The following is an 11,943-nucleotide window of genomic DNA, read 5'->3' on the forward strand; positions in this document are numbered from 1 at the left end:
GAATATTACAGCTGATTACACAATTGTAATTTGTATTTTTGCGGATTAATTTTAATAGTACCAGTGAAATCACCATAAATCGGTGAAATCATAAAGCATATGTTTGAAAACCAGGAGAGAACCAATTTAGAAGACTTAGGCGAATTTGGCTTAATAAATCATTTAACAAAAAACATAAAGCTTGGGCAGCCAGGCACGGTTAAAGGTGTGGGAGATGATGCCGCGGTATTGGATTTTACCGGCAAAAAAGTGCTGATAAGTACCGATATGCTATTGGAAGGCATTCATTTTGATTTGGCTTACACGCCATTAAAGCATTTAGGCTATAAAGCCATCCAGGTAAACCTGAGTGATATTTACGCCATGAATGGGACGGCATCGCAGGTTACGGTTTCAATAGGTTTATCAAGCAAGTTCCCTTTAGAGGCTATTGAAGAATTATATGAAGGCATCTATATTGCCTGCGAAAAATATAATGTTGATTTAATTGGCGGTGATACCACCTCATCAAAACAAGGGTTGGTGATCAGCGTAACTTCCATAGGCTATGCAGACGAAGCCGATATTGTTTACCGCAGTGGCGCCGGCGAAGGTGACCTGATCTGTGTATCCGGAGATTTAGGGGGCGCTTATACCGGCTTACAATTATTGGAACGCGAAAAATTGATCTACCTCGAAAACCCCAATATCCAGCCTGATCTGGAAGGGAAAGATTATATTGTTGAACGCCAGCTTAAACCCGAAGCCCGCAGAGATATAGTTGAACTATTGAAAAGCATTGATGTAAAACCTACGTCAATGATAGATGTATCAGACGGTCTGGCGTCCGAAATTATGCACATCTGCAAGCAAAGCGCAAAGGGCTGCAGCATATATGAGGAAAAGATTCCATTAGACCCAATGACCTTTGAAACAGCCCGGGAATTTAACCTTGACCCAACCGTATGCGCGCTGAGTGGCGGCGAGGACTACGAGCTTCTATTTACCGTGAAACAAGCCGACTACGACAAGATCAAGTTTAAAATGGATATAACCATCATCGGCCATATCACCGAGGCTTCAGCGGGCTGTAATCTCGTCACGAGGGCTGGCAACTCGCACCCGTTGAAGGCCCAGGGATGGAACGCATTTAAAAAATCGGAATAAATGCTAAGCTGGTTTTTTGGCTGGTTTTATTTGAATAAACACCCCGAAGGGACGGTGCCAAACCAGGTGATAGCGGGCACATTTATGCTGTATTTTGCGTTGCTGCTGCAAATGATCAGCAATTTGCTTGATGGCATTAACCTGGCTGCTTTTATATTCCTGTTCGGCTTTCTTTTTTACTTCATTTTTATGACCGGCGAGGGCCGGAAATGGGCAAGGATAGTAATGCTTATCCTGATATTATTTAACTCCTATGTCCTGGTTGCAAATATTACCCATCCGGCAATAGCACCTGCCGGGGCCGTTCAACCCGCTGTTTTTTTTAAAACACCAGTATTTTTAACCGGGTTGTTTATTTTGGAAGTGGTGCTTGAACTTATAGCAATGGCGTTGTTGTTTTCTACGCAGGCAAAAGAGTGGTTTGGCAGGGTGCGAACTAAAGTAAATTAACCCCGGGGATTAGTCCTCCCCCAAAAACTTGCCATCTATTTGCTTATCAGCTTTGGCACCTAACTTTTTGATCTTCTCGGCGGTGGTTGTCAAATTCCCCCTGCCGTCCGAGAGCTTATTTATGGCGCTGTTGTAAGCAGTTTGTGTTTGGTTTATGTTTCTGCCGATACTATCCATATCGCCCAGGAAGCCTACAAACTTATCATACATATCACCGCTTAAGCGGGCTATTTCAAGCACATTCCGGTTCTGACGCTCCTGTTTCCACATACTGGCGATGGTACGCAAAGTAGCCAGTAATGTTGACGGACTTACTATCACTACTTTTTTATCCCAGGCGTAGTTGAACAACTCGCCATCCAGTTGTACGGCTATGCTGAAGGATGATTCTATCGGCACAAAAAGCAATACAAAATCCGGGGAATTGATTTTATAGAGATCATGATATTTTTTGGCAGATAATCCGTTGATATGGGCCCGGATGGATTCAACATGAGCTTTGGCGAAGAGCTTTCTGTCTTCCTCGGTATCGGCATTAACTAAACGTTCATAGGCAATGAGCGATACTTTTGAATCGATAACCAGGTGCTTTTCATCCGGCAGATCAATAATTACATCCGGCTGGTAACGCGTGCCATCATTAGCCTGCATAGCCGCCTGGATGCGGTACTCCTGGTCTTTAACCAGTCCCGAACGCTCCAATACCCGCTCCAATATTACCTCGCCCCAGTTGCCTTGTTTTTTGTTATCACCCTTAAGCGCTTTTGTTAAATTCTGCGCCTCATCGCTAATTTGTTTGTTGAGGTCCATCAGTTGGGTAATTACGCCTTTAAGCGTATTGCGTTCGGCGGCTTCCATGTTGTAAACCTTCTCTACCTTATCCTCAAAGGCCTTCAGATTTTCTTTGAGCGGATTAAGGATCAGATCGAGGTTGTTACGGTTTACATCAATAAATTCCTTTGATTTTTCTTTGAGCAGTTTTTCGGCAACATTCTCAAACTCGCGCTGAAACTGCACCCGGATCTGCTCAATTTCTACCTTTTGTTCCTGAACTTTTTCCTGTTGCGATTTATAGTAGGCCCGGGCACTTTCCAGCGATTGATTGGCTTGTGCAAGCAGGGCCCGTTCCTGAAAAAGTTCATCCAGGATGCGGTCCTTATCTTCTTTTAAAAACAGGGTAATGTTTTCTTTTTCGTTGGCTAAGCCGCTGGCTTTTTCCTCGGCTTTGGCCAAGGCAATTTTAAGCTGGTCGCTCTCGGTACGGAGTTTACTCAGTTCCCCGGCCGAAATTAATTCAACAGTCTTGGGTTTTTTGATGAACAATAAAACAGCTATCAGCAGGATAACTACTGAAGCAATCATTATAATATCAGCACTCATTTTGATAAAAATATTAGCAAATTTAAGTTAATATTTTTAGTAATGGAAAGAAGATATATACAAAATCAGTATTGCAAAATACGGCGCAATATCAATGAATCAGCGTGAAAATAAATAGGATAAGCAGTATTTTACTTGCAAAAATTAGTAATATTCTCAGGGGCCAGTTTATTACCCATGGAAACTGCTTTATTAAAATCAGCACAGGCTCCGGTCTTATCATTCAATAAATGTTTGGCATATCCGCGATTATTATAAGCATCATCATTTTTAGGCTCCAGGGTTATAACTTTTGTATAATCTTCAACAGCTCCTTTATAATCCTCCAGCTTCCTTTTAACGAGGGCGCGGTTATAGTAAGCGTTGGTATACTGTGGATCAATACTTAACGTCAGGTTGTAATCGTCAATAGCGCTTTTATAATCCTCAAGGTCTAATTTGGTATTGCCGCGCTTAAAGTAGCCATCGGCATCTTTAGGGTTTAAATTGATGTAGGCTGTATAATCATCAATAGCTTCGCTATAATCATTTATCCCATCGTTAGCAAGACCCCGGTTATAGTAAGCAGCCGAATATTTGGGGTCGAGCGCGATAGCTTTGTTGTCATCATCTTTAGCGCCAATGAAATCGTCCAGGTCCAATTTAGCTAAACCCCGGCCGTTATAGCCATCCGGGTCTTTGGGCTCAAGCATAATATATTTTGTATAATCATCCACTGCGCCCCTATAGTCTTCAAGCTTGCGTTTAACACCAGCACGACTGTACCAGGCATCGGCATGTTTTGGATTTAGTATAACAGTTTGGTCAAAGTCGGCTATAGCGCTTTTATAATCTTTTAAGGTGTTTTTTAAAAGGCCCCGGTTAAAGTAAGGATAACTGTCTTTAGGATTTAACACAATGGCTTGTGTATAATCGGCAATGGCACCTTTGTAATCTTCCAGGTGTTTTTTACAGATGCCACGTTCGTTAAACGCATCTGCATCTTTAGGGTTAAGAATTATGGCCTGGTTATAGTCGGACAATGCGCCTTTATAATCATCCAGGTGTGCTTTGGCAAGTCCCCGGTTATAAAAAGCAACAGCATCTTTTGGTGCTAATGCTATAGCGCTTGAATAATCGGCCAAAGCGTTTTTATAGTCTTTCAAACTATCGTAAGTGCGTCCTCTATCTATAAAAACATCTTCATTTTTGGCATCAAGGGTAATACTCTGGTTCAAATCTGCCAGGGCGGCTTTATAATCTTCGAGGCTATATTGAGCCATTCCCCTTTTGTAATAGTAGCCGGCATCTTTAGGGTTTTGGGTAATGGCCTTGGTATAGTACTTAATTGTGCTCTGGTACTTTGCACTATCGGCATTTATTTGTGCATCGGCAAGCAGCGGAAAAAGGAGTGTGATAAGGAATAGTTTTTTCATTAGCTAAAGCAAGGTTATAAGCCACCTAATGTAAAAAATATTACTTTGATTTAAAAAAAGGGGGACAAATTAAATAACTGAAAAAAACTATTTATTGCGCTTTTGCTACCCTCAGCCCTACATCGCTCACATTATGCAGTGGGTTATCCCTCATGTTTTGCTCAATCTCGAAATGGTAATTGCCCTTAGTCGCGAATTTTACATTGGTTTGAAAAGGCAGCTGATAGCTATATAAATTACCCGATCCTTTACCCAGCCATTCGCCGTCGCGGGTAGCCAGCTTTATTTCGTAACGGGTTACCTTTACCTGTTTAGCGGGGGAGGTTTGATAAATGAGCACAAACAGGTTGGAGTATTTATAGGCATCTGTAACGCGCAGATTAAAGTAAAGGTTATAAGCAGCCTTTTCATCATCTATCCTGCAATCAAATTTAACCCGGTTAACGTACGACCAATTATGATCTGCAAAGGGCAGGTTTGTATCAATAACCGCATTAGGGTCGGTACAACTACCCAGCAGCGCTATCATTAAAAGGCATGCTGCCGGGTAAAGTATCTTTATATACCGTTTCATTTTATTGTGGTGTATCCTGCTGTGGTGGATTATTATTGTTACGGTTTTGGTTATTAGGGTTTGGGCGGTTTGGCCTGTTACGCCTGTTGTTATTGCCGCCTTCCTGGGGTGGTTTGTTGCCCTGCGCCTGGGGTTTAGGCCCCTGTTGTTGCGGCTTGTTGCCCTGGTTTTGCGTACGATTACCCTGTTGCTTTGGTGGCCTGTTTCCCTGTTGCGGGCGGTTACCTTCCGGGGCGCCGGCTATCTTTTCGGCTACAGGAGCTGCTCCTTGCGGGCGCGGCTGGTTGTTCGGCTTTCCTTCGCCGCCAGCGATACCCGGTTTTTGATTTTTATTGCGATTATTATTGTTATTCTTTTTTTGGTTTTTGTTGCGGTTTCGGTCATCGAGGCGGGTCAGGCTATCCTGGCCAACTACGTTTTCGTAATCAAGCGCTTTAACAATCAGTGTTTCTTCTTCTTCCATTTCACCCAGGTCGGCCGGGATAATACCCTCACGGTTCAGTTGCTGAATTTCTTTAACCTTTGCTATCGGCATAGGTACCCATGATTCCTCGCGGGGGTAGCTAAACCACATAATTTTTTTAAATATGTCGGTTTTTTGCAGGCGGGCATCACCCTTTTCAGTCTTCAAAACGTTTACATTGTCGGGGATGTGCTTAAGCGCATCCATGTAAGTATCCAGCTCGTAATTTAAGCAGCATTTTAATTTACCACACTGGCCGGCAAGTTTTAAGGTGTTTAATGAAAGGTTTTGGTAACGGGCCGCAGAGGTAGAAACCGTTTTAAAATCGGTTAGCCAGGTTGAGCAGCAAAGCTCGCGGCCACATGAACCAATGCCGCCTAAACGGCTTGCTTCCTGCCTCATCCCTATCTGGCGCATTTCTATACGGATGCGGAAGGTTTCGGCCATTTTTTTAATCAGTTCCCTGAAATCAACACGACCTTCGGCAGTATAATAAAAGGTGGCCTTGGTTTTATCGCCCTGGTAATCCACGTCGCTCAACTTCATGCTCAGGTTAAGGTCTAACGCCAGCTTACGCGATTTATGCATGGTTTCCCATTCCATATCCTTAGCGGCTTTCCATTTATCCACATCCGCTACGGTGGCTTTGCGATAGATTTTTTTAACCACATCGGCCTCCTTAACATGGCGTTTGGTCATTTGCATGCGCACCAGTTCGCCCGTGATAGAAACGTGGCCAATATCATAGCCCCCGGTAGTAGCTTCAACTGCTACCAGTTCGCCGGCTTCAAGGTAAATATTATCGTTATTCAGGAAAAATTCCTTACGCGAACCTTTGAATTTTACTTCGATAACCGGAAACGGTTTATAATTGGTTGGCATATCCATGTGGGATAGCCAATCGTAAACATCTAATTTACTGCAACCATTTGTAAGGCACGAGCCGTTACTTTTGCAGCCCGCAGGTGAGCATCCGCCCCCTGTTGAACAACTTCCACATCCCATAATTAATTTGGCATATATTGACTCCCCGAAGGGATGGTTTTTAAATTCAGTATTTTTATAATCTGTAAAGATACATCTAAAAATAAAATTTTGGGATTTGCATTTCTCTCTACATGGTAATGTGCTTTTTCAAGCTCGGTACATATATTCTTTGCTTTTTCTATATTAAGCACGTTAGTCATTTTTTGGGCTGTTTCCAGCTCTTTGGCCGGTAAGTGCACCAGGTTGCCTGCTCCTGCCATTAGCAGGCAACACTCGCGGATAAAGCTGATGCCATACCGCAAAAAGTTCTTTTGATTCTCCCGTCCCATTTTAGCAAACTGGTCAACAAAAGTTAAAACCTCCAGCCCCTTGTTGCCAAAACATATGCGAAGCCACTGTACAAACAGGCTATGGTAACTCTTTGTATCCTGCTGCAGCATGGTTAGCGCTTCGGTTAAGTTGCCATTGGTAAGGTAGGCTATTTCGGCAGCCGCATCCTCAGTTTGGTTATGTTCAGTGATCAAATATTGCTTCACATCCTGCGAAGACAGGCAAGGAATTTTTATTAGTTGTGTACGCGATAGAATGGTGTTCAATATCTGGTCCTGGTTTTGGGCCACAAGAATAAAAAGGGTGTTTGGCTGAGGCTCCTCGATGATTTTCAGCAATGCATTCCCCTCTTTTTCCAAATATTCCGGCAGCCAAAGTATCAGGATTTTGTAAACCGATTCAAATGGTTTAAAGCTGAGTTTTTTGATAATCTGGTGGCATTCGGCAATGTTAATGTTGGCCTGTTTGTTTTCAGCGTCAAGGTATCCGCGCCAGGCATCCAGGTTCATGTAGAGGTTAGCGGTAAATGCATCCCGCCATTGCTCAATAAAAGTAAGCGCGGTATCATCCTTATGTTTGGCGAAAAACGGGTACGAAAAATGCAGATCGGGGTGCATTAGTTTATTGTACTTGCGGCATGATGAACATATGCCGCAGGAGTCATCGGCCTGTTTATCTTCGCAAGACAGGTACTGGGCGTAAGCCACGGCAAGCGCCAGGCTGCCCGATCCCTCGGGGCCCAAAAACAACTGTGCATGGCTTACCCGGTTCTCTGTCACCGAGTTAAGCAGCCGTTGCTTGGTTGCCTCTTGTCCTACTATTTGCTTAAACTGCATTTGGTGCAAAATAGGAATTAGATTTGAGATGTGAGATATGACGGGGTTAGATTTTAGATGTGAGATATGAGATTTGAGACAGGAGCCGCGCTCCAGGCTAATTCGCATTGGTTTTTTTTATAAAGAAAAACACATTTTACCCAAAAAAACCTCACCCCTTCATAACTCCATCTTTACATCCCAATGCAATCTCACGTCTCATATCTCACATCTCAAATCTAATGAGAGATTTGAGACAGGAGCCCTGTTCCGGGCAAGTCGGCATAGTCTTTTTTATTAAGAAAAACTCATTTTATCCAAAAGGCAAAAAAACCTTACATCACATCTCTCACATCTCCTATCTTTACACCTAATGAAATCTCACGTCTCATATCTCACATCTCAAATCTAATGAGAATCATGGCTTTTGATTACGGCACCAAGCGCATAGGTATTGCGGTTACCGATCCCTTACAGATCATTGCCACCGGGCTGGATACAGTACACCCCATGCATATTGTCGATTACCTTAAAAACTATTTTAAAACCGAGCAGGTTGAGCGCTTTATAGTAGGCGAACCAAAACAGATGGACAACACGCCATCCCAATCGGCCATACATGTAAAAGGGTTTGTTGGCCTGCTAAAAAAAACATTTCCCGAAATTCCCGTTGAGATGCTTGATGAGCGTTTTACATCCAAAATGGCTTCGGCTGTAATAGCACAAAGCGGGATGAATAAAAAGGGCCGGCAAAATAAGGAGTTGGTGGATACCATATCGGCGGTGATATTGCTGCAGTCATACATGAGCAAATCGTATTAACAATTAATCAATATTTACGTATAGGCTGTTTTATGCCTTATCCTGCTTTTACATTTATCCAAGCTGCGCCATAATACTATCTGTAGCCCCCGTATGCTCCCTTACATAATTCATGGCCTTTTTACTGGTAATACTATAAAATGCTTCATCGGTTGCAAGGGTATCAACAATACCCTTAAGCTGTTCAACATCGTTAATGCAAAATCCGGCCTTTAAAGCGACTAATTCCTGGGCCTCATTAAATTTTTGGTAATTGGGCCCAAATATTACCGGCAAGCCAAAGGCCGCGGCCTCCAATGTGTTATGGATGCCTGCACCAAAACCGCCTCCAATGTAAGCGAGATCTCCGTAAGCATATAAAGAGGAGAGCATGCCAATGTTATCTATAACGAGAGAGTTAAACCGTGAGTGGCTAACAGTGAGTTCCTCTTTTTGAATTAACTCAGAATATTTTATTGCAGTTCCTTTAGGCAATAAACTTACCAGGTTATTTACCTTTTCTTCCCCAATTTCATGCGGTGCAAAAATGAATTTCCAGTCAGGATATAAAGCGGGTAGTATGGCCAGCAAGGCCTCATCCCGGGGCCAGGTGCTGCCGGCAATAAATACTTTTTTATCATTAACAAATTCGGTAATAACTGGTATTTCTTTTTGATGCTGCGCGTTGGCCCATACCCTATCAAAACGGGTATCGCCGCTTACCGTTGTGTTAGTAAAGCCGATGTTTTGCAGTAGTTGTTTTGATGCTTCGTCCTGCAAAAAAAAACGGGCTACAAAACCCAATATTTTACGGTGAAGACCGCCGTACCACTTAAAAAAGATTTGTTTAGGCCTAAAAATGCCCGATATGATGTACAAAGGGACATCGCGCTTATGCAACGCATTAAAATAATGATACCAATACTCATATTTGGTAAAAACAGCCACTTCGGGCTGTATGGCATTGATAAATTGCGAGGCGTTTTTTGCTGTATCTAAAGGTAAATAATACACAAAATCGGCGAGTGGGGTATTCTTCCTGATCTCGTATCCCGATGGTGAAAAAAAACTGATTACAATTTTTTTACCAGGATGTATGGCTCTTATAGCTTCTAAAATGGGTCTCCCCTGTTCAAATTCGCCAAGTGAAGCAAAATGAAACCAAATACTGCTGCTTATACGTATCGGTTGCTGATTCTTTCGCCCCCTTATCCACAGGCTTGCTTTTTTATTAAAAAACGCTGCAATATAGACGGCGACAAAATATAGCCTTAACCCAATATTATATAGTAATATCATTTAAATATGTTCATTATCTTAGCCGGCGTTAAAAGTAGTAACAAAATATTTATTAATTTCCATTCGTGAGCCGGGTCTTGTACCGATATCGCGTACCCCTGATTTTGATTTTATGAAAGAAAAGTTAAATGCACCTGTTATATTTGACGGGCGTAATTTTCATGACTTTGACGGGAGAAAAAATTATGGAGTTTTTATTATAACAGCATCGTACACAAAGAAATAAGTTAATGACAAACCGGAAACGAATATTAATCACAGGAGCCGCAGGCTTTTTAGGGTCGCATTTATGCGACAGGTTTATMAAGGARGATTATCATGTAATAGGCATGGATAACCTGATTACCGGGGATYTGMGGAATATATCGCACCTGTTTAAACTGGAGAATTTTGAGTTTTATAACCATGATGTWTCCAMATTTGTGTTTGTTCCGGGCGAACTGCATTATATTCTTCACTTTGCTTCACCGGCAAGCCCTATTGATTATTTAAAGATTCCYATCCAAACGTTAAAGGTWGGSTCATTRGGTACCCACAACCTGCTGGGTTTGGCYCGCTCAAAAGGAGCMAGGATGCTGATMGCTTCCACATCCGAAGTATAYGGCGATCCGAATGTTAATCCGCAGCCCGAGGAATACTGGGGTAATGTAAACCCKGTTGGTCCAAGGGGSGTATATGAYGAAGCCAAACGTTTCCAGGARGCGATAACGATGGCCTATCATACCTTCCACGGGTTAGAGACACGCATCATCCGTATATTCAACACCTATGGTCCRCGAATGCGACTGAATGACGGGCGTGTATTACCGGCCTTTATYGGGCAGGCATTACGGGGCGAATCMTTGACGATGTTTGGCGATGGCTCACAAACCCGCTCGTTTTGTTATGTAGATGATTTGGTTGAAGGAATTTACCGGYTGCTRCATAGCGACTAYGCCCAGCCGATGAACATAGGTAACCCGGATGAAATAACCATCCGGCAGTTTGGGGAGGAGATCATCAAGCTAACGGGTACAGATCAGAAACTGATTAGCCTGCCATTACCAACCGATGATCCCAAACAGCGGCGGCCGGATATTACCAAGGCCAGGGCAATATTAGGCTGGGAGCCAAAAGTTTCGCGGAGCGAGGGCTTAAAGATCACCCTTGATTACTTTAAATCGTTACCCGAAACGGAGATAAACCACAAGGATTTTACATACTATAACAAATAGCAACACAATTTATTTAAAGGCAATAGCTTAAAACATCTATAAAAAAATGAAAATATTAGTAACCGGAGGCCTTGGTTTTATTGGTTCCCATACTGTTGTTGAATTGGTAAATGCAGGCTACGAACCTGTTATTGTTGACGACCTTTCAAACTCGGACCCCAAAATTTTAGAACAACTGGCCAAGATCATCGGCTACAAGCCTGTTTTTCATAAACTCGACCTTTGTGATGAAGCCGGCGTAAAAGCCCTGGCCATTGCCGAACCAGATGTTGCAGGGATCATTCATTTTGCAGCTTTTAAGGCAGTAGGCGAATCGGTACAAAAACCGCTTAAATACTACCGCAATAATTTTTATTCGCTCATTAATTTATTGGAAGCCTATTATGGCAAACCATTAAATTTTGTGTTTTCATCAAGCTGTACCGTTTATGGGCAGCCGGCACAATTACCGGTTACAGAAGAGGCTCCCGTGCAACCGGCCCAATCGCCTTACGGCAACACAAAACAAATAGCCGAGGAGATATTGAAAGATATGATAGCATCAGGCACAAGCAGCTATAAGGTGGTGTCATTAAGATATTTTAACCCTGTTGGCGCCCATGAAACTGCACTTATAGGCGAACTGCCAATTGGTGTGCCCCAAAACCTGGTGCCATTTATTACCCAAACGGCCATAGGCAAACGCGAGAAAATTACTGTTTTTGGCAATGATTACGATACCCCGGATGGCAGCTGTATTCGCGACTATATACATGTTGTCGATTTAGCCAAAGCTCACGTGGCAGCACTTAGGTTATTGGAGAAAGACGAGTATAAAGGCTACGATGTGTTTAATTTAGGGACAGGCCAGGGCAATACCGTGTTGGGCGTTATAAAGGCTTTTGAACGCGCAACAGGGGTAAAAGTAAATTACGAAATTGGCCCCCGCCGTGCTGGCGATGTAGAGAAGGTTTGGGGCGATGTAACCAAATCAACCAAAAAGTTAGGCTGGAAGACCGAGTTGGATATAGAAACCATGATGTCATCTGCCTGGGAGTGGGAAAAATACATATCTCAAAACCCATTATAA

General features: G+C 42.9%; 11 protein-coding genes. 5 read left to right on the top strand and 6 right to left on the bottom strand.

What is annotated here, in order from left to right; all coding sequences use genetic code 11:
- Nucleotides 1-99: 99 nt before the first annotated feature.
- Together thiL and AC1DQW_RS05475 are read left to right on the top strand one after the other, a co-directional pair.
- The gene (gene thiL / locus AC1DQW_RS05470; protein WP_477453177.1) at nucleotides 100-1,146 is read left to right on the top strand and encodes a thiamine-phosphate kinase; all 1,047 of its coding nucleotides are present in this window, start codon (nucleotides 100-102) and stop codon (nucleotides 1,144-1,146) included.
- Nucleotides 1,147-1,596, top strand: a complete 450-nt coding sequence (locus tag AC1DQW_RS05475; RefSeq protein ID WP_477453178.1) for a hypothetical protein — start codon at nucleotides 1,147-1,149, stop codon at nucleotides 1,594-1,596.
- A 9-nt stretch (nucleotides 1,597-1,605) separates the two neighbouring features.
- Here AC1DQW_RS05475 and AC1DQW_RS05480 read toward each other — a convergent pair whose 3' ends face one another.
- From AC1DQW_RS05480 to AC1DQW_RS05500, 5 genes are all read right to left on the bottom strand, one after another.
- Nucleotides 1,606-2,976: a DNA recombination protein RmuC gene (locus tag AC1DQW_RS05480; RefSeq protein WP_477453179.1), complete on the bottom strand. Its 1,371-nt coding sequence runs from the start codon at nucleotides 2,974-2,976 to the stop codon at nucleotides 1,606-1,608.
- Between the two features lie 131 nt (nucleotides 2,977-3,107).
- On the bottom strand, nucleotides 3,108-4,391 hold the full coding sequence (locus AC1DQW_RS05485; RefSeq protein ID WP_477453180.1) for a tetratricopeptide repeat protein: 1,284 nt from the start codon (nucleotides 4,389-4,391) through the stop codon (nucleotides 3,108-3,110).
- A 91-nt stretch (nucleotides 4,392-4,482) separates the two neighbouring features.
- Nucleotides 4,483-4,965, bottom strand: coding sequence for a gliding motility lipoprotein GldH (locus AC1DQW_RS05490; RefSeq protein ID WP_477453181.1), 483 nt, complete (start codon nucleotides 4,963-4,965; stop codon nucleotides 4,483-4,485).
- A 1-nt stretch (nucleotide 4,966) separates the two neighbouring features.
- Nucleotides 4,967-6,433 (bottom strand): regulatory iron-sulfur-containing complex subunit RicT, encoded by a 1,467-nt coding sequence (gene ricT / locus AC1DQW_RS05495; RefSeq protein ID WP_477453182.1) that lies wholly within the window; start codon nucleotides 6,431-6,433, stop codon nucleotides 4,967-4,969.
- Between the two features lie 2 nt (nucleotides 6,434-6,435).
- Nucleotides 6,436-7,581: a DNA polymerase III subunit gene (locus AC1DQW_RS05500; RefSeq protein ID WP_477453183.1), complete on the bottom strand. Its 1,146-nt coding sequence runs from the start codon at nucleotides 7,579-7,581 to the stop codon at nucleotides 6,436-6,438.
- A gap of 390 nt (nucleotides 7,582-7,971) precedes the next feature.
- On the opposite strand from AC1DQW_RS05500, the gene ruvX reads away from it, so the two are divergent.
- Nucleotides 7,972-8,382 (top strand): Holliday junction resolvase RuvX, encoded by a 411-nt coding sequence (gene ruvX, locus AC1DQW_RS05505; protein WP_477453184.1) that lies wholly within the window; start codon nucleotides 7,972-7,974, stop codon nucleotides 8,380-8,382.
- A 54-nt stretch (nucleotides 8,383-8,436) separates the two neighbouring features.
- Here ruvX and AC1DQW_RS05510 read toward each other — a convergent pair whose 3' ends face one another.
- Nucleotides 8,437-9,660 (bottom strand): 3-deoxy-D-manno-octulosonic acid transferase, encoded by a 1,224-nt coding sequence (locus tag AC1DQW_RS05510; protein WP_477453185.1) that lies wholly within the window; start codon nucleotides 9,658-9,660, stop codon nucleotides 8,437-8,439.
- A 230-nt stretch (nucleotides 9,661-9,890) separates the two neighbouring features.
- Here AC1DQW_RS05510 and AC1DQW_RS05515 point away from each other — a divergent pair, with 230 nt between their 5' ends.
- Together AC1DQW_RS05515 and galE are read left to right on the top strand one after the other, a co-directional pair.
- The gene (locus tag AC1DQW_RS05515) at nucleotides 9,891-10,874 is read left to right on the top strand and encodes a UDP-glucuronic acid decarboxylase family protein (RefSeq protein WP_477453186.1); all 984 of its coding nucleotides are present in this window, start codon (nucleotides 9,891-9,893) and stop codon (nucleotides 10,872-10,874) included.
- Between the two features lie 46 nt (nucleotides 10,875-10,920).
- On the top strand, nucleotides 10,921-11,943 hold the full coding sequence (galE, locus tag AC1DQW_RS05520) for a UDP-glucose 4-epimerase GalE (RefSeq protein ID WP_477453187.1): 1,023 nt from the start codon (nucleotides 10,921-10,923) through the stop codon (nucleotides 11,941-11,943).

Source organism: Mucilaginibacter sp. P5_A4, assembly GCF_056400605.1.

Bases quoted from the DNA above. Each gene is read 5' to 3' on its own strand.
- thiL (WP_477453177.1), top strand. From the start codon at position 100: ATGTTTGAAAACCAGGAGAGAACCAATTTAGAAGACTTAGGCGAATTT.
- AC1DQW_RS05475 (WP_477453178.1), top strand. From the start codon at position 1,147: ATGCTAAGCTGGTTTTTTGGCTGGTTTTATTTGAATAAACACCCCGAA.
- AC1DQW_RS05480 (WP_477453179.1), bottom strand. From the start codon at position 2,976: ATGAGTGCTGATATTATAATGATTGCTTCAGTAGTTATCCTGCTGATA.
- AC1DQW_RS05485 (WP_477453180.1), bottom strand. From the start codon at position 4,391: ATGAAAAAACTATTCCTTATCACACTCCTTTTTCCGCTGCTTGCCGAT.
- AC1DQW_RS05490 (WP_477453181.1), bottom strand. From the start codon at position 4,965: ATGAAACGGTATATAAAGATACTTTACCCGGCAGCATGCCTTTTAATG.
- ricT (WP_477453182.1), bottom strand. From the start codon at position 6,433: ATGGGATGTGGAAGTTGTTCAACAGGGGGCGGATGCTCACCTGCGGGC.
- AC1DQW_RS05500 (WP_477453183.1), bottom strand. From the start codon at position 7,581: ATGCAGTTTAAGCAAATAGTAGGACAAGAGGCAACCAAGCAACGGCTG.
- ruvX (WP_477453184.1), top strand. From the start codon at position 7,972: ATGAGAATCATGGCTTTTGATTACGGCACCAAGCGCATAGGTATTGCG.
- AC1DQW_RS05510 (WP_477453185.1), bottom strand. From the start codon at position 9,660: ATGATATTACTATATAATATTGGGTTAAGGCTATATTTTGTCGCCGTC.
- galE (WP_477453187.1), top strand. From the start codon at position 10,921: ATGAAAATATTAGTAACCGGAGGCCTTGGTTTTATTGGTTCCCATACT.